A 17,562-nucleotide genomic window follows, 5' to 3' on the forward strand; every position below is an offset into this window, starting at 1 on the left:
TATTCTTATCGTATTCTTTTTTTTCGATTTTCTTCGTAATCCTCAAAAATCATTTCGCCCAGATCCCCAAGTCCCGTGTAATAAGCCTTCCCTTGATTTGAAGCTGTAAACTCGTCGACAAATTGCTGTAGATAAGGATCCGAAGCAATCATAAAGGTTGTAATTGGTATTCCCAGCTTCCGGGCTTGCGCAGCCATACTATAGCACTTGCTAGTGATAAAAGGATCCAAGCCCATAGGATTTTTATAATAAGTACCGTCCGGCATATTTAAACAGCTCGGTTTCCCATCGGTTATCATAAATATTTGCTTATTCGCATGCCGTTTTCGCCTTAGTAAGTCCATCGCTAGCTTTAAGCCTGCGACCGTATTGGTATGAAATGGTCCAACTTGCAAATAAGGCAGGTCTTTTATCGCAATAGGCCATGCATCGTTTCCGAAAACAATAACGTCAAGTGAGTCTTTCGGATATCGGGTCAAAATAAGTTCCGATAAAGCCATCGCTACTTTTTTTGCAGGGGTGATCCGATCCTCGCCGTATAAAATCATACTATGGCTGATATCGATCATCAACACTGTACTCATCTGCGACTTAAACTGTGTATCTTCTACGACGAGATCATTTTCTGATAAGGCAAACTCGCCTATCCCATGATTGATCTGTGCGTTTTTCAAGCTCTCTGTCAAAACTATTTTCTCCAGGCCATCTCCGTACTGATAATTTCTGAAATCGCCCATATTTTCGTCACTCCGTCCCTGGTGATTGGTTTTATGATTGCCTGATTTCCCTTTCCTCATTTTCCCAAAAATCTGGTCCAAGGCATGCTGACGCAAGGCTTTCTCCAGCTTTGAGGTAATATCTACTCCACCTTCACCACCAAACTCCACTTTTTCTCGGATATAACCTTTATCTTTCAGATCCGCAATAAAATCATCTATCGTATAGGCTGGAGTCGTCAGTTTGAACTCTTTATCCAATTGCCTAAGCCAGTCAATGGCTTCATCAAAATCACCTGAGGTATGGGTAATCAGTTCTTTGAAAATGTCAAATAATTTATCAAAAGGCGTTTGAAACGGCTCTTCATATTGCTTGAAGAGAAAACCTTTACTTCGTTTCGGGCTTTTCATGCATTCCTTTTATTAGTATGAGGAAGCTATCCAAATAGTGTATCGGATGCTTCATAGTATGAATTTACGAAATAATAATTTTTGTGAGCACCTTATGTCCATTTAACTTTAAAAACTGGCTATAGTATGACGCACGAGCGACAACTTCTACTGAGGAATTAGTTTCAGGCCTTTACGCTCTCCCAGTCAAAAGCCGCAAAGAATTGGTATTCCTTGCGGCTTTTTGATTCGGTTATTCTAAATACAAGAGAATTACCCTGAAATAAGTACCGATTAATAAAGCAGTTCCAACGTTGGCTTATTGGTGGTTGCTTCCCTGCTACTAAAAGACATATCATTTGTAGAAGAAGCCGCAGCTGTATTTAAAAATAGAAAGGATACTTTACGATCAGTACCGGTAAGCAATCTGTTAATGGCCGAGGTGACGTCGATGGTCTGTAAACCTATCCCTGAAACAGAAATCTTACCGACAAGTACAGTATCCATTGGTGCATTGTTCCAATTAATGCTATTTTCCAACCAAGATGTCGTGGAGGTCGTATAAATATTAATAGTCCGTTGTAGTGCTGTATTCACTCCTGCAACATACATTTTTAATTTTGCCGAACTCACTTTAGGTTTAGTAATCATCGCAATATCAAATTTAGCGTATGCTTTACGCGCGTAGGATGTAGCGTCGGATTTGATGACAAGATCAGCTGTAGTTCCATAATTTGTACTCGCATAGGTACCGTTACGGACATAGGCATCGGCAAGAGAACTTCCAGCATTGGCGACAACAGTATGCTGAAACGCTCCAACATCTGGATTACCCAATGGCAGCGCATTTCCAGCAAAATCCTCGCCCCCATTGTTACTTATAAATACACCAGCATTAAGGGCAGCCGAACCGGAACCGACATCATAACCTTTTGCAGCGTCAAGGCCGTTTCCACCAATTGGATTGACAAATACCGGATCTTCATAAAAATTGTTGTTCCGCACGATAGTTCCCCAGTTCAATGATGTAAATGTACTTGACGGAAATAAACAATTATTGTTAAACTTCAATCCGTTATCGGCCTGGGTAGACAGACTGCTAATGGTCGAGGTCGTGTAAAAAATATTATTTGAAAATGTTGCATAAGGCTTTCCTGAACTCACGCCATTCATGACGTTAAACAGGCTGGCGGTCGGATTTTTGATAAAGAATACATTATTATAAATCTCACGGGAATCGTATGTTGTTTTTTCGATCAAAAAGAGCTTCTTTAACCTTGTTGTACCGATATCGTTGACAGAAACGTTGTAGCGGACTTTAATATTCTTAGACTGGTTCATAAAAAGCATAAATCCGCCGTTATTATCATGCGAATAATTGTATTCGAAGATATCTCCATCGGTCACTGAATTGGTATCATAGCCATCGGCATCGAACGCGACTCCGTCGTTGGCCCCTCCGCCTGTCATACCATAAACCTCATTATAAGCCACCAGCGTATTCAAGCTGCCAATTGTCCAAATACCGGCATAATTTTCAGAGCCTGTGTTCATACATGCCTTATAGACCGTATTGTGTGTAATTTTACTTCCTCCCGTCACACCTGACATAACGATACCGTCGCCATAGATATATTCAATCAAATTGTTATCGATAATAATATCTTTTGATCTTGCTGCCATAGCCCTATCGCCAGTGGTCCTTATCCCTTCAACGGAACAATTGGCGACATGACAACTTTGTACCAAAGCCCCGTATATTTTACCGTCTAAGATAATCCCGCCAGAACTTTTGTTATAATTGGTCTGTCCATCGATAGCACCATTGACGTCATGGACATAACAATTTCTAATGGAGACATTGCTGATTGCTGTTCCTGCAGAACTGCCTCCAATCACGCGGATCCCCGTGGCAGCATAACTTGTCCCGCTTGGGATTGTATTCGTCAGTTCGAGGTTATTTACTTCAAAATAAGATACTTTATTAAGGTATAGCGCATTTGATCCATTCCTCTTTCCACCGCCGTTGATAATCGGACGAACATCACCGCCATATTTATCTATGATAATGGGAGCTTCAGCCGTTCCCGAATTTTTCATATGCAAAGTGTCATTCCATACGCCACCGCTCTTGAATAAGATACGGTCGCCGGGGCCAAAAACGGAGGCATTAATTTTGGCCAATGTTCTCCATGCTGTAGTTGTGCTCATTCCTGTGCTATCATCGTTTCCGCTGGGATCTATGTAGTAAGTATTGCCCACACTTGCCAGATTCGCCTTCGCTTTTGTTTTTAAGGGTGTCGGAGAATCTAGTTGAACAGACTTTTGGCAGCTCAGTAGCCCAATGACTCCAATAGAAATCACCATCATAAATTTTCTCATCATGTTGTTTTTAGTTTTATAATTTGTTATAATTTTTACAGAAGTATTCTTATTCCGACGAATACGAATTTTATAATTTGATTAATAACATTAAATTATAAATAACTTATCAACCACAAGGGGTAAAATCACAAATAAAGAGGGGTAAAATTTTAAAGACAGGTCAAAATATATCGAAGATAAATTATCGAATCTTTTTCTGCTGGCCTACATCGATATAAAAGAAAATTTAATATTTTTAGCGAACAACTACAGCCTTTATGGACAATAAAAAATTAATGGAAATAGATCAATATATTGATACACTTTCAGACACTGAGCAACAAATAATTCGTCAATTTCGGAAAGCAATATCAGAAAATGACAATACCGTTTCGGAAAGCTTTGGAAAATTCATGTCAAACCCTAATGCAATCAGCTTTAATGAACAAGGTGTATTTAAATACGGGTTAACAGTCTCGAAGAATTATATTTCATTCCATTCCTTGGTCATCTATACTAACCCCGAATTAATGGAAGAACTAAAATTAAAAATACCGAAAGCCAAGTTTCAAAAAGGCTGTATTAATTTCAAAACTTTGGATGAATTTCCCGCCTCAGTATTGGCAGAACATATTCAGGTTTCATCCAAAATAGATTTTAGCCCCATGATAAATCGTTATTTGAAAAAGAAATAAGTACCAGGTCGATTCCCAGAATTTTATTTATTCACTTTTACGCGCAACAATAGCATAGACCATCGGAATCTTATTTCCCAAATGGGCTATTCTGAATTTTTTAGGATCTAGCTCTGTCATGTTTTTAAAAATGGGATAAGGTGAATAGTCAAATTCGTTCAGGTCTTGAATGTTCAGCCCATTATGAAGTAAAGCACCAACGACCTCACTCATACTATGATTCCAGGTGACATAGGACTGCGAAATAGCGGCATCTTTATCGGCATAGGTTCCCTGCTCTGTTTCAACAATTGGAGCAATATTAAAATAGTTATAGCCAATTTTATCAAAATTGTCGTCGAACATCCAAACAACTGGATGAAACTCGACAAAAATAAACTTCCCTTTCGGTTTCAAGAAACGTGAAATTATTTTCGCCCATTTATCTAAATCAGGTAACCAAGTAATCGTTCCGTAACTTGTAAAGACTAGATCAAATTGTTCATCAAGATGATTTTCAAGCTCATACAGATCACAACAGATAAACTGCACATCAGCATGCATATCTTTCGCAATTTCGCGGGCGCTTTCTATAGCCTTGTCAGATAGGTCAACACCAGTAACTTTTGCGCCAAGTCTACTCAAAGAAATTGTATCCTGTCCGAAATGACATTGTAGGTGTAATATTTTTTTCCCACTGATATCACCCAATAATGCTAATTCAATTGAATTTAATGAAGTCTCCCCTTTTAAAAATCCTGTTAGATTGTAAAAATCTGATTTTAAATGCGTATCCGTTCTGTTATTCCACGAGTGTTTGTTTATTGCGATGTAATTCTCTTCCGGGTTCAAATCGTTCATTTTGTTTTTTAATTAAATGGTTAATTAGCTACTAAATTACAATAAAAATTAATCTCTATCGGATTCATCGTTTCCTCAATCTAAAAATAAATGTTTTAAGAAATAAAGCTTGGTGAAAATTATCATAAAGGTTCTCTATATTTAAATCGATTATCAAATACTTCCAAGTTTAAAAGGATGAGGCAAGAACAACGCCTATTTACATGAAGAAAAGAGATGACGATAAAAATATATAGACCAGAGAGCTTACTCCTAAAAAAATATATTGAATGCTTCTATATACTTGAGAAAACTGACGAAGAAAAAGCGACGGCATATTTTACGTTTCCGAGTATTTACACCATTGTGACGATAAGTGAGCAGACCCAAACGATGGTAAGCCCAAATAAAGTGATTACGAAGCATTTTCCATCCAATTCGATAGAAACAAACCTTGTATGCAATTTTAATGAACCTGTTTTAGTGTGTTACGAGGGGAAAATAAATGAAATTACCACTTACTTCAAACCTCTTGGGATAAATGCTTTTATACCCAATGATTTAAGCGATTATAACAGCGGAACATTTCCCGATTTTAACCCACACCTGGATTATAAAGATGCTATGAGATCCATCCTGTCCATAGATGACCAGGACGGGCGAATCAAGGCATTAGAACACTATTGGATATCAAAATTTTGGCCATTTAAAAATGCGTTGCTCGAAAACATAATTACCGAAATGTTAGATACAAGCAACGTCAATCAATCGATGTCAGAATTTTCGCTAAAAACAAGAAGATCGAGAACAACCATAAATAAGCAATTTGATCAACATATCTGTAAAACCCCCTCCCAATTCAAAAAAATCATCAGATTTCGAGCTGCAATTCAAAGCCACCTCGAAGATAGAAACAAAATAGGTCTGTCTTATAACCTGGATTATTTCGATCAGTCCCACATGATTAGAGATTTTAAAAAATTAACAGGATTTACACCAAAAATTTTCTTTTCCAAAATAGCTAATCTCGAACGGAGCCAGATAAAATGGATTTTTATTTAGCGGGTTTACAAAAATACAATCACACTATTTTATTAAACAGTAACATTGCTCCATAATTATTTATGCAATACGTTATGAAGCTTTTAATCCTACTTATGCTTTGTCCAGTTTTTCTTGTGGCCCAAGAAAAAACATCAGCCAAACTTGCAGCCTATATGCAGGCACAAGCTGATGTAAATAATTTTAGTGGAACAGTTCTTGTCATGAAAAATGGCGCTATTTTATTAAAAAAAGCCTACGGTTTGGCAGATTATGAATGGAATATAAAAAACACGTTAGACACTAAATTCCAGTTGGCATCGGTCACAAAACAATTTACCGCAGCCGCTATTTTACAGCTCGTCGACAGTGGGCGGTTATCCCTATATGATAAACTCAGTAAATTTTTCCCCGATTATCCAAAAGCCGATAGTATCAGCATCCACATGTTGCTGTCACACAGCTCCGGACTTGCTATGGGCTTCAAAGAAATCGCGTTAAGCAGCATAAGTCGCGATTCTGCTTATGCCGCCATCAAGAAAATTCCTTTCGAATTCTCACCGGGAGCAAAGAGCGCCTATAGTAATATCGGTTATTATTTGTTAGCAAAGATTATTGAAAAAGTCTCCGGTGAGCATTACGCTACTTTTTTAAAGAAAAATATATTTGATAAAGCTGGGATGAAGAACACCGGAGTTAGTAACAATGAATCCATCGTGCCGAAAAAAGCAAAAGTATATTATCATAATGACGAAGGTTTTATCCATAACCCCTATATCAACTGGGAGATCAACCTAGGTCACGACGGTATTTATTCAACCGTGGAAGATCTAGCCATTTGGGACCAAGCACTTTATGGAACAACGATTCTATCAGCCACAATGAAGAAAAAAATGTTCACACCATATAACTCCGAAAATTGGGGCTATGGATTCATCATCAATCCATTTTATAATCACGGACATTATTTGATTGCACATGACGGCGGATTCTTTGGCACAATGACTTCTTTTAATCGATTTACTGACGACAAACTCTTTGTCACTGTCCTTTCTAATAACGGCTCAGCCTCCCATATCATAGGTTACGGCCTTTCAGCAATTGCCTTTGGTAAAGAAGTGGAAATCCCCTACAAACATCATCGCGCCAAAATAGATACAACCATATACAATAACTATGTGGGTGAGTATGGAAAAATACGGATATTAAAAATTGGTGGCAAACTCTATTATAATGATGCGGATATTGAACTCATTCCCGAGTCTAAAACAAAATTTTTCAGAGCAGACGACAACGACAGGACGATCGAATTTGTTGAAGACAAAACAGATGGCTACAATTCCATTATTTTAACAAAAGGTGGAGTTAAGGAAGTTTTCCCACGATCCAATAGAAATGAATGAAACGCTATGCATGCTGCTGGAATAACGATTTTAATCTATTATTTGAAACCTTAAAGAAAAAAGTTAAATTACACCTATATCGGTCCAGCGTTAGATCGGATATAGCGTAAACTAAATTATAAGATATTGCAACAGATAGATCAGGAACCGAAGAAAGCCAAAAAGAAACTGTTATCGAAGTCTTTTATATTATGCCTAATCTTTATGACGGCATATCTCATCAGTTTTTTCGTTTTTGATCTAAGCAGCAGTGAAAAGTTGAGTTATATTATTTTTTCACCTTTTGTTTGCGTACTGAGCTGGATATTTTTCCATTTCTTTTTGCTGGTAAAGGATACACGCAATTTGAAGTACTACTTACTGGGATGTGCCCTGATCGCATGCACTATTATTTATACAAATGGTATTTTTGATATCGATATTAGGCTTCAAAACTTTTTCCACTCCTCAAAACTGCCAAATGAATACAGCAAATATGATGACATTAACAAGCTAAAAAACCAGTTTGGGAAACATGAAATCATACTCTTCAAGGCAAGTGACCGCCCTATAGATCAGTTCTTGACTAAAAACAATGAATTAATCATTCATTGTTTAACCGATGCACCCCACACTGACAGTCCATCAACAGTTATTCATACATTCTATAAACTGGATAAAGATGGCGATCAGATTGATGAATACTCCTTTAAGCAGGATAAGGATGAGGATTCAGAAGTTTTATTTGAAGGGTATTTGATCAACGTTTCCAAACATTACTTTCGCAGCTGGCCATTGAACGGAGATACTACAAAAAAAACAATTGAAGTATTCAACGCAAATCTCAACTGGCCCGCAGATCAACAAGGCCAAAAACTAAATGATATTGAAAGTAAAGCCATTTATCTGCTGTCAGAGAAAATCTATCATTCCGATCAAAGCAATTCGAAAAGCTATACGAAGCGAACTTATTTTATAGACGATAACTGGTATGTATTCTACGAAAACATATCGGATGATAATAATTTAGTCCCACAAAGCTCATCTAAGGGCCGTACCGTAAATGATCTTTTCGGTCACTGGGATAAGAATGAATGGGTAACGAATACTACTCCCCCTAACATTAGATCAGTTTATTATCAGAAAATCAAACGTGTTCGCAATAGACATGACCTCAAAACGGGGAAATATGAAAAAGGAGACCTTTGGCAAGGCTGCCTATTCTCACAGCTTATTGTCGAAAATGACACCTTAAGATTTAAAGACAGCTTATACCTGGACGAAAAATGGCATTGGTCTCAAGTAGACATCAACAATAAAAACATCGGCACACTAACCTTTGAGAATACCGACCAATTTAATGCATATGGCTTTTATGCAAATCCAGCTTTAAATTATCAACTTTTCACCAACCAACGCAATAAACTTTATTTAATCACAAAGAAGTGATTTGTAGCTTGGTGCCGCTAAATTTCGGCAAACATGAAGTGTTCAAAATACAAACCTACTTTTCGCTGTCCAAAATAATGACTATATTAGAACAAATCGCTTTTTTGTGAAAATATATCCAATTTAGCAGCCATTGGATCCTAGTTAAAAATTAAATTCTGGAATAGTAGGAAATAAATCATATGAACAAAAGGTATTTTTTCTATATTATCATCGTTATCAGCTTGTTCACTTCGTGTGGCCTTATCCATAATCTTCCCGATTCGGCTTCCCCCAATACCGGCGTAGATCCTAACCTGTGGTACTCATTTGTGGATCAAAATGGTAATTTCTACCCCGACAATTGGAAGAAAAACTATGGCATTCCTTCCAATAAAGCGGCTCGAGATCCCTATTCGCTTATGAAAATTGCCACCGACAGAGGTGACCGTGAACAATTACTCGCTTTTGAACGCAGTAACATGCTGCGTCTGTCAAAACGTATTGCTCCAAAAAAACGTGTGTTCATTTTAGTCCATGGCTTCAATGCTGATGAAGAATCTGTTGTAAAACAATATAAATATATTTCCGATCATATCGTTACAAACCCTAAAAACGATGAAATCATTCGATTTTATTGGGATGGTCTACGATCTACCTCCCCTTTTCGTTCCGCCAAAAACTGGTTTTCAGCGGCCTCTTTTAGCCAGATGGCTGGTGAATTTGGATTAAGACGTATACTGAACAATATGGCCGATAAGGATGTCTTCATCATATCACATAGTCGTGGAGCATCTGTGGTTATGAGCGCTATTTCAAATCCTGAATACAATAGCTCATTTTCAGCACAAGCAAAAGACGTTCACAATGTTGATATCGAGCGGGCAAAGCCATTGTTAGAAAACAAAAATAGAATTACCTGCATTATGCTGGCTCCAGCGATAGGACTTTCCGAGTTTCAATATACGGATACGGTAAGTAATACAAAAAAATTTGTAAATCTCAGCTCACAAGTCAAGAAAATACACATCACTATCAACGGAACGGACAAGATGTTGAAGAAGTTTTTTGGATTCTTATCGAACAAACTTAATCCAACTGATCTTGGATACAAAGAGGAAAGTTATAACGCCCTTAAGAAAAATTACAGCATCTTTTCTATGACTGATTTCACAGGAATGTCAAGCCATGATTTTAGTCGTTATATCCGAGATCCCAAATTCAAACAGATGCTTCGGGAAGAATCAATCCAAGTGCGATAAGATGTTTACTCGCTAATTAAGTCAACAAGCTATGAATCGAAACTATTCTCTCAAAACGGCCATGGTTACTTACAGAAACGGGTAAGTGTGTGCCGCTATCTTTCACAATGATGCTTGGTATCCCCTGAGCATCTTTAACAATTTCACCTTTTTCGATTTCTACAATATTGCCTAAATGAACTAATTCGCCAACTGCGATGGTATGTATAAAATCAGGGCAAACAATAGTCTTAGTGTAATACCTCTTCCCTTCGCAGATGACTTCTCCCGTTGCGTTGCAAGAAGACCGTTCAATAACTGAACATAGCAATCTTTTAGGCATATATTTCCGAATTCCTGTCTGTCTATTCCATATTTTATAGGCAGCCTCTTTCATGCTCCATAAGAGCCAAACAACAATTTCGGGATCAGGACTGTTCACAATCAACAGTTGTTCATGCTCATTAAATAGCTTTGAAACAAAGCCTCTACGTCTCCAATTACTATCTTTTCTGGACTGAACCAGGTCGATAACGTCATTACCAATCATTTTTCTTGTAACTTGCTTTCGATTATTTCGACTGCAGCTCCGACATAAAGCATACGCTCCATATCGGAATTTTCAATAACGATCCCAAATTGATCTTCGATATCCAGGACAATATCAACCAAATTTGCTGAATTGATTTGTAGATCACGCATAAAATCAGTCTTTTCTGTAAGCTGTCCAAATGCTTCTTCGTTTGTTGTGTAAGGTGCTATAATTCGCTTTAAAGCACCGATCAATTCTTCTCTGTTCATAGGTTTAGTTATCAAATTTTTTAAATATTAAGCAGGCATTTACATCCCCAAATCCGAAACTCGCTTTGGCTATAATATAAGGTTTGACATCAACTTGATGTAATGGTATTCTTGATGGATCTATCATTGCTGCAATCTCAGGATGTAAATCAGTACAATTACTGTTTCCAAATACAAATCCATGATATAATTGCAAAACTGTGGCCACGCATTCGATGCTACCTGCCGCACTGAGACAATGCCCAGTCATTCCTTTTAGCGAGTTTATCAATGGAAAATCTTTCCCTTTACGCCCAAGGGCCTCAGTCCAGTTTTCTATTTCAAAAGCATCTTTGGCCGTTGCCGTTAAATGACCGTTTATGGCATCGACATCCCATCCGGAGACACCCGAATTTTTTAGGGCTTCCGCAATACATCGGCGTACAGCATCAGCATTTGGAGCTGTCATACTGCCCGTTCCCCGTTGCCCTCCAGAATTTACTTGACCACCCAATAACTCGCCATATATCATGGCCTTTCGTTCTAAGGCACTTTCCAAATCCTCCAATAGCAGGGCTCCAGCTCCGCTCCCCGGGACGAATCCTGCGGCTGTTGCACTCATTGGGCGAGAACCTTCCGCAGGGCGGTCATTATATTGCGAACTACAGACACGCAGTGCATCAAAACCGCCCCAAATATAAGGCCCACTATCTCCAGTACTACCTGCTAGCATGCGCTTTGCTCTTCCGGACCTAATCCGGTCATAGGCCATTAGAATTGCTTCGGTCCCGGTAGCACAGGCAGAGGAATTGGTGGTCACCTGATTTCCGAGCCCTAATTTCCCACCTAAATATGCACTGACACCACTGTTCATCGTTTGGGCAACGACTGTACTGCCTAGCCTACGTGTTTGCAGCTCATCAATTTTATAAATACTCTCCCGAAACTTATCGATACCTGAGGTGCCTGAACCAAAGACTGTTCCACTATCCCAATCGGGAAGCGAATTTAAGGCAATAGGAAAACCTGCATTTATCCAAGCCTCCATTCCAGCTATGACACCGTATAATATGCCTGTACTGTTAAAACCTCTAAGCTCAAGTTCCGTGAAATATTGTCTTTTGAGATCATCCGATACTTGTGGCATTCCAGCAATCTGACAGGAAAACTGCAATTTTTCCAACTGCACATCATGTCTAACACCGGAGACACCCTCTTTTAGCGCCTGTGTAAAGGCCGGTACGCCCACTCCATTGGGTGCAACAACCCCTAATCCTGTAATAACAACTCTCTTCATAGCTCCTCGGTAATCATACCTGCCAATATTCCTTTACAAACCTCCTGTCCAGCTTCATTTTTCATCGCAACCGCACACTTTAACTTTCCAAACCTAAAATATATTTTTTTTGAAATTACCGTCACTTTTTCCTTTGGATACACGGGTTTTAAAAATTGTATTTCAGTAGAAGTCAATGCAATAGAAGAGCCCTGTATAAAGTCTTTATTGAGCAGAAAAATTCCCAAACAAGCTAAACCTATTTGGGCCATTGTTTCGATCAGAATAACTCCTGGAGTGATCGCTTTTTCATTAAAATGACCCCTATAAAAATCCAGATTTTCATCAAAGGTATAGGTACCTACAACACCTTCCGCATCGACGTGAATCAATGCGTCGACAAATAAAAACGGGGCACTGTAAGGCAATTTGGCTAATATAGAATTCAGATCCATCATTCAAATTTAGTAGGTTACCACTGTAATAAAACGCGCTGTGCCGAAAATCCAGGACCAAAACTCAGCATTAGCCCCAATTCACCGACCCGAGGACTACGTTTCATAATACGTTCGAGGACATATAACACCGTAGCGCTCGACATATTACCATACTGTGCCAGCACAGTCTTAGTATCCTCAATATCCTTATCAAATTCGGCAAAAATATCCTCGATTGTAGCGACTATTTTTTTTCCACCTGGATGAAAAATCATGTAATCAATATCTTTAATTTTAAGCTGGTTCTTCTTCAAAAATGGATGTATAACGGCGTCAAAATGAGACGCGATCACATTCGGCACTTCAACATCCAGTATCATCTGCATACCGCTGTTTGTCAGCTTAAATCCCATAATATCTTCCGCATCGTAAAAATGGTACATCTCCTGATCAAGAATCACCGGACCATTGTCTGACTCGTCGGAGGAAAGCAGACAGCAAGCTGCACCATCTCCAAATATTGCGGCACTGACCATGTTCGACATGGAGAAATCTTCCAGCTGAAAAGTTGCTGTTGGCGCTTCGACGGCAATGACCGCAGCACGTTTGCCTGGGTTGGCCTGAAGAAAATTTTTAGCATAAATAATACCTGAAACACCAGCAACACAACCCATTTCGGTAACTGGTAACCGCACAATGTCCTGTCGGAGTTTCATCGTATTGATGAGATACGCGTCTAGCGAAGGGATCATAATTCCGGTACAACTCACTGTAATAATATAATCCAGGCACTGCGGATCCCATCCTGTCTGTTCAAGGGCCTTACGAAGTGCTTGCTCCCCTAGGACCGTTGCCTCCCGACAGTACACATTATTTTTTTCTTCAAAAGAAGTCGCTGTGAAGACCTCTTTCGGATCCATAATAGCATATCGTCTTTCCACAGCAGAGCCTTCGAAAAGTTTCTTAATCTTCTTAATAAAACGAGGCTCTTGTCCATGGAGCCAGATATCCAATAGCGGAAGGATCTCTGCCGTAGCACAAGAATATTTAGGGAGTTGCTTCGCAACAGTTATTATTTTAACATTCATATCTTGGAAATTATCCACTGGTAACGAAAGGCCCATTTCCATTGGATGCTATAATTTTCTAATTTCAGTTTATTGGAGAATTGTGTAAGTTCCTCCTTTTTAAACCCACGCAGTATAGAAACAAGCCCATCCACTTTTGTCATTCTATTTAACCTAAAAAGAACAGCAATGGTTTGAAAAAGCCGGTAAGCCATTTTACTCCTTTGTAAATCATTAATGACGACCCCCAATTTTGATACGTTGACCAGACTACCTAACAAACGAAGGATTTCTTCATCGCCAAAATGATGTATGGTAAGCGTACACAGCACAATGTCATACTTGACATCTTCAAAATTCTCTTCAAAGATATCCGCACACAAATAGGATATATTGGTATAATCTTTAGACAAATCTCCCGCATAATTTATTGTATAAGGGTTGGCATCTATACCGAGCATTGAAAGCTTAATATGATGTCTATTGCCATAGTCGCTCAACATGCGAAGCATGTCTCCATTCCCACAACCCATATCCACAATCGTTATTGTTTCATTCTTGTCGCTGGTTGAAAGCAATTTTTTCACACCATTCAGCGTAATGTTATTTCCGCCTAAAAAACGATTAATCTTTGCGATCTTATCCAACGTAGTCCGAAGTTCTTCTCCTTCGAGCAGAAAATCGTCCATGATCTCATGCTCCGATGTTCTCTGTTTTGTGTTTATTCCCATTTTATTGACCTTGCATTTCCATGAGTTTGTTTAATAATCCAGCTGAGCATTTTCGGAAAAAATGAGGCAGTCTTCATTAAAACTGTGGTCCCGATTTTACAGCTTAACAGGCTCGACAGCAGGCGCCCGAATAAAAGGCGTCTTTTAAACGTTCGATTCCATTGCTTGACATAAGCCTTTTCCAATTGCTTTCGTGAATGAATACGGCCCCGGTAATATTCTAGGACAAGCGCAGAAGCTATTTTTGCACTGTGTATCGCCATGGCCATCCCATTTCCACAGAATGGATGAACAAGACCGGCTGTATCACCAATCATAAGAATATGGTTTTCTACTGTTGATTTCTTATCAAATGAAAATTGACTGATCGTGAGCGGTTTTTCAAAAAATAGCCTATTATGTTCAAAAAAATACTTAAGATGTCTGTTTTTGGACAAAACATACTGCTGATAATCACCGATGTTTTTGTACCTCTTGAACGTTTTTACATCGGCCAGATAACATAAATTTATCTGCTCATCTTCGACCTTGGAAATCCCACAATAGCCTCCTTCAAAATGATGCAAGGCAATTAGGTCATTCGGAAAATCGCCCGAATAGTGTGCCTTAACGGCCATCCAGGGAGAGGTTTTCGTTATAAAATCACGAGATAAGAGCTGATCCATATTACTGCGTTTTCCATACGCGCCCAATACAACTTTTGATCTTAATACCTGATCTTGAAACGAAACAGTAAATGTATCAGCGCTAAAGGAAATACCAGTTACAGTCGCAATCACAATTGTACAACCTTTACCTTTTGCTTGCTGATACAACAGATTATCCAACGCATAACGACTGACACCAATCCCACCCAAGGGCAGCCTGACCCTATTCACCTGTCCATCTTCTGTCGTGAACTGAAGCTCCTGAATATGTGTTGGACCTAGCGATTCAACATCCACTTGTAGCCAATGGAGGTAGGCCAAAATTTCGTTCGAAACATATTCGCCGCAAACCTTATGACGAGGAAAATCATGTTTTTCGATTAACGTCACATTTAATCCTTGTTTAGACAGATGCAATGCACTTGTAAGTCCAGCCAAACCACCACCTATAATAATCACATCAGGATTTATTGCCATATATCCAAGTTTGCTCTATATGAGTATCATCTACAAAAGATCAACGCTATACATTGTGCTTCAGCCTCCTAAATTGGTTGCCCCACTATTCAATAAACGATTCTTAATAAACCTGTCCTCGGTCTAACATCTCCCTGCATAGGGCAATATCGTCCATACGCTTTTATCAAAAGTCTATCTGATAACAGCCCTTTGCAATAAATAGTTTTTATTTGGGTGTAAAATAAAAAGCACTTTAATTTACCTGATAGACAACCGGCTTAACCACTACGGTAAGTTGAGTAAAGGAGGCGTCTACCTGAATTTATCTTCACGGTCGACAAACAATTTATCCAGAAAAAGATATCTGTTCCGAAATTCCTCAGCAGACGCCTTCACCTCAATATTCAAATTCAGAATATTCATACGTTTATCTTTTGCTGTTGTTTTCGGCCAGGTTGCGAGCCCTTTTCCATTTGGATCGCCCGTCTTGATAAAATTAATAAAGTACTGCTGACCAAGTTTTGATACCTTGTAATCGTCTTCCGTCCATGCAAAGACATCATTGCTCTGCAGATTTCCCAATAAATATTCAATATCACTCGCATGGAAAGCACCCGGTAGGGGCTGTGGGCTTTTTTCCTTAGCTTCCTGCGCAGATTTCTTGGTAATTCCCCCGGCAAGCCCGGTTTGTGCATCGCGGTATGCCGGTTGCATGGGTGGCCGCGGTTTACCGAATATATAAACGAAGACTGGCTGACCGCTATTTCTTCGTTGCAAATCAAGCCATTTCCAAGTACTATAAACGATAAAATTATCGCTACCTAAGGCAGTTGCTGACCGAATGACTTCCGCCTCTGTCTTTCCAGGATAAAGCGTGAGCACTTCGTCAGCCTGAACGCCATATTGCGCTCTTACCAACTTTTCATAATTCTCCGGAGATGGATACAATTTACCCATGTAGGCGGTATATGGAGCTTCCGTAGACGTCCAGCCTGCAAGTAGCGGGACTTTAGACTGTTCCCCGGCCTCAAAAATAGCCAAAGGAGTTTTAGGCAGAAAATAGCCGTCAACAATCAAACGGGTCGCAAAGGCCCCCGGTTCGCTGGCTTTATCAAGGAGTTCGCCCGCAGGAATTTTACGCAGTTGATCAAGCCCCTCGGCATTTATGCGCGTTGCAAACGCAGTCCCCTGTTGCTCTTGCTCAGTAATAGAGGCCGTGCCATACCGCAAGTTAAAAACACTTCCGCTCTGACCGATAGCACGTTTAAATAATCCTTTGCACAACGGACTCGTCATCTGGGCAGAAACAGACATACTCCCTGCCGACTCACCACCGATGGTGACGGCATCGGGATCCCCACCAAATGCAGCAATATTTTTCTTGACCCAAACCAAAGCTGCATGCTGATCCAGCAGTCCATAATTTCCGGAAGCATGTTTCGGCGATTCCTCGGTTAATGCTGGATGCGCAAAAAAGCCAAAGATACCAAGGCGATAGTTGACAGTAACAACAATAAGACCTTCTTTGGCAAAACTTTCACCATCATAGCGATTTTCCGATCCATCACCAGCATTGAAACCTCCGCCGTAAAAATAAACTAAAACAGGAAGTTTACCTGAACCAAGATTCTTTGGACGCCATACATTCAGGTAGAGACAGTCTTCACTGATGCCTGGTGACCGAAATCGCATGTCCCCATAGATCGGTTTCTGCATCGGAGAATAACCAAAATGATCTGCTTTACGAATGCCAGACCAATGTTCAGCAGCTTGCGGTTCTTTCCACCTCAGGTCACCTACTGGCGGTTTTGCAAAAGGAATCCCTCGAAAGGACTCTACCCCGCTTGACAAAGTAATTCCTTCTAATATCCCCTCTTCAACTTTTACCTGAGGCATTTGTGCGAAAACAAATGATGCAACCAAAAGCTGAACAACAGTAAAAAAAATATTTTTCATCATAACATCCATTTAAAACTCTATGGGTTTTTTTCTTACAGTTAAAATACAAAATAAAACTTATACCGTCATGATATTCTGTTATTTCAGCACTTGCTTGCTTGCTTGCTTGCTTGCTTGCTTGCTTGCTTGC

17 protein-coding genes are annotated in these 17,562 nt (G+C 39.4%); 5 read left to right on the forward strand and 12 right to left on the reverse strand.

Annotation, left to right across the window (positions count from 1 at the left end; genetic code table 11):
* Positions 1-5: 5 nt before the first annotated feature.
* On the reverse strand, positions 6-1,127 hold the full coding sequence (locus IQ31_RS05695; protein WP_145327399.1) for a vWA domain-containing protein: 1,122 nt from the start codon (positions 1,125-1,127) through the stop codon (positions 6-8).
* A 273-nt stretch (positions 1,128-1,400) separates the two neighbouring features.
* Positions 1,401-3,491, reverse strand: coding sequence for a CBM96 family carbohydrate-binding protein (locus tag IQ31_RS05700; RefSeq protein ID WP_145327400.1), 2,091 nt, complete (start codon positions 3,489-3,491; stop codon positions 1,401-1,403).
* Between the two features lie 257 nt (positions 3,492-3,748).
* Between IQ31_RS05700 and IQ31_RS05705 the strand changes: the two genes are divergently transcribed.
* Positions 3,749-4,165, forward strand: coding sequence for a DUF1801 domain-containing protein (locus tag IQ31_RS05705; RefSeq protein WP_145327401.1), 417 nt, complete (start codon positions 3,749-3,751; stop codon positions 4,163-4,165).
* A gap of 27 nt (positions 4,166-4,192) precedes the next feature.
* Here the strand turns inward: IQ31_RS05705 and IQ31_RS05710 are convergent, their stop codons facing one another.
* Entirely contained in the window at positions 4,193-5,005 is an 813-nt protein-coding gene (locus tag IQ31_RS05710; protein ID WP_232475752.1) for a class I SAM-dependent methyltransferase, read from the reverse strand.
* 216 nt (positions 5,006-5,221) lie between these two features.
* Between IQ31_RS05710 and IQ31_RS05715 the strand changes: the two genes are divergently transcribed.
* From IQ31_RS05715 to IQ31_RS05730, 4 genes are all read left to right on the forward strand, one after another.
* Positions 5,222-6,046, forward strand: a complete 825-nt coding sequence (locus IQ31_RS05715) for a helix-turn-helix domain-containing protein (protein WP_145327402.1) — start codon at positions 5,222-5,224, stop codon at positions 6,044-6,046.
* Positions 6,047-6,120: 74 nt separating this feature from the next.
* Positions 6,121-7,428, forward strand: coding sequence for a serine hydrolase domain-containing protein (locus IQ31_RS05720; RefSeq protein WP_145327403.1), 1,308 nt, complete (start codon positions 6,121-6,123; stop codon positions 7,426-7,428).
* A gap of 204 nt (positions 7,429-7,632) precedes the next feature.
* Complete coding sequence (locus tag IQ31_RS05725; RefSeq protein WP_145327404.1) at positions 7,633-8,856, forward strand: hypothetical protein; 1,224 nt, start codon at positions 7,633-7,635, stop codon at positions 8,854-8,856.
* Positions 8,857-9,038: 182 nt separating this feature from the next.
* Positions 9,039-10,097 (forward strand): alpha/beta hydrolase, encoded by a 1,059-nt coding sequence (locus tag IQ31_RS05730; protein WP_145327405.1) that lies wholly within the window; start codon positions 9,039-9,041, stop codon positions 10,095-10,097.
* Positions 10,098-10,113: 16 nt separating this feature from the next.
* On the opposite strand, the gene IQ31_RS05735 is transcribed toward IQ31_RS05730, so the two are convergent.
* The 9 genes from IQ31_RS05735 to IQ31_RS27600 form a co-directional block, all read right to left on the reverse strand.
* On the reverse strand, positions 10,114-10,626 hold the full coding sequence (locus tag IQ31_RS05735) for a 4'-phosphopantetheinyl transferase family protein (protein ID WP_145327406.1): 513 nt from the start codon (positions 10,624-10,626) through the stop codon (positions 10,114-10,116).
* Positions 10,623-10,877, reverse strand: a complete 255-nt coding sequence (locus IQ31_RS05740; RefSeq protein ID WP_145327407.1) for an acyl carrier protein — start codon at positions 10,875-10,877, stop codon at positions 10,623-10,625. Before IQ31_RS05740 ends, IQ31_RS05735 begins: the two co-directional genes overlap by 4 nt.
* Before the next feature lie 4 nt (positions 10,878-10,881).
* Entirely contained in the window at positions 10,882-12,153 is a 1,272-nt protein-coding gene (locus IQ31_RS05745; RefSeq protein WP_145327408.1) for a beta-ketoacyl-[acyl-carrier-protein] synthase family protein, read from the reverse strand.
* Positions 12,150-12,590: a 3-hydroxyacyl-ACP dehydratase FabZ family protein gene (locus tag IQ31_RS05750; RefSeq protein WP_244294364.1), complete on the reverse strand. Its 441-nt coding sequence runs from the start codon at positions 12,588-12,590 to the stop codon at positions 12,150-12,152. The genes IQ31_RS05745 and IQ31_RS05750 overlap by 4 nt, the downstream gene beginning before the upstream one ends.
* A gap of 14 nt (positions 12,591-12,604) precedes the next feature.
* Positions 12,605-13,657 (reverse strand): type III polyketide synthase, encoded by a 1,053-nt coding sequence (locus IQ31_RS05755; protein WP_145327409.1) that lies wholly within the window; start codon positions 13,655-13,657, stop codon positions 12,605-12,607.
* A complete protein-coding gene (locus IQ31_RS05760; protein ID WP_145327410.1) occupies positions 13,654-14,367 on the reverse strand; it encodes a methyltransferase domain-containing protein in 714 nt (237 codons plus the stop codon). The genes IQ31_RS05755 and IQ31_RS05760 overlap by 4 nt, the downstream gene beginning before the upstream one ends.
* Complete coding sequence (locus tag IQ31_RS05765; protein ID WP_145327411.1) at positions 14,358-15,491, reverse strand: NAD(P)/FAD-dependent oxidoreductase; 1,134 nt, start codon at positions 15,489-15,491, stop codon at positions 14,358-14,360. The genes IQ31_RS05760 and IQ31_RS05765 overlap by 10 nt, the downstream gene beginning before the upstream one ends.
* 294 nt (positions 15,492-15,785) lie before the next feature.
* A complete protein-coding gene (locus tag IQ31_RS05770) occupies positions 15,786-17,432 on the reverse strand; it encodes a carboxylesterase/lipase family protein (RefSeq protein WP_244294365.1) in 1,647 nt (548 codons plus the stop codon).
* Positions 17,350-17,562: hypothetical protein (locus IQ31_RS27600; protein ID WP_208734128.1), on the reverse strand; the 213-nt coding region annotated here is incomplete at its 5' end. The genes IQ31_RS27600 and IQ31_RS05770, both read right to left, overlap by 83 nt.

The sequence above is a fragment of the Sphingobacterium siyangense genome, from assembly GCF_007830445.1.
Classification (GTDB): domain Bacteria; phylum Bacteroidota; class Bacteroidia; order Sphingobacteriales; family Sphingobacteriaceae; genus Sphingobacterium; species Sphingobacterium siyangense.

Coding starts and splice junctions, on each gene's coding strand:
- IQ31_RS05695 (WP_145327399.1), bottom strand. CDS start 1,127: ATGAAAAGCCCGAAACGAAGTAAAGGTTTTCTCTTCAAGCAATATGAA.
- IQ31_RS05700 (WP_145327400.1), bottom strand. CDS start 3,491: ATGATGAGAAAATTTATGATGGTGATTTCTATTGGAGTCATTGGGCTA.
- IQ31_RS05705 (WP_145327401.1), top strand. CDS start 3,749: ATGGACAATAAAAAATTAATGGAAATAGATCAATATATTGATACACTT.
- IQ31_RS05710 (WP_232475752.1), bottom strand. CDS start 5,005: ATGAACGATTTGAACCCGGAAGAGAATTACATCGCAATAAACAAACAC.
- IQ31_RS05715 (WP_145327402.1), top strand. CDS start 5,222: ATGACGATAAAAATATATAGACCAGAGAGCTTACTCCTAAAAAAATAT.
- IQ31_RS05720 (WP_145327403.1), top strand. CDS start 6,121: ATGAAGCTTTTAATCCTACTTATGCTTTGTCCAGTTTTTCTTGTGGCC.
- IQ31_RS05725 (WP_145327404.1), top strand. CDS start 7,633: ATGACGGCATATCTCATCAGTTTTTTCGTTTTTGATCTAAGCAGCAGT.
- IQ31_RS05730 (WP_145327405.1), top strand. CDS start 9,039: ATGAACAAAAGGTATTTTTTCTATATTATCATCGTTATCAGCTTGTTC.
- IQ31_RS05735 (WP_145327406.1), bottom strand. CDS start 10,626: ATGATTGGTAATGACGTTATCGACCTGGTTCAGTCCAGAAAAGATAGT.
- IQ31_RS05740 (WP_145327407.1), bottom strand. CDS start 10,877: ATGAACAGAGAAGAATTGATCGGTGCTTTAAAGCGAATTATAGCACCT.
- IQ31_RS05745 (WP_145327408.1), bottom strand. CDS start 12,153: ATGAAGAGAGTTGTTATTACAGGATTAGGGGTTGTTGCACCCAATGGA.
- IQ31_RS05750 (WP_244294364.1), bottom strand. CDS start 12,590: ATGATGGATCTGAATTCTATATTAGCCAAATTGCCTTACAGTGCCCCG.
- IQ31_RS05755 (WP_145327409.1), bottom strand. CDS start 13,657: ATGAATGTTAAAATAATAACTGTTGCGAAGCAACTCCCTAAATATTCT.
- IQ31_RS05760 (WP_145327410.1), bottom strand. CDS start 14,367: ATGGGAATAAACACAAAACAGAGAACATCGGAGCATGAGATCATGGAC.
- IQ31_RS05765 (WP_145327411.1), bottom strand. CDS start 15,491: ATGGCAATAAATCCTGATGTGATTATTATAGGTGGTGGTTTGGCTGGA.
- IQ31_RS05770 (WP_244294365.1), bottom strand. CDS start 17,432: ATGATGAAAAATATTTTTTTTACTGTTGTTCAGCTTTTGGTTGCATCA.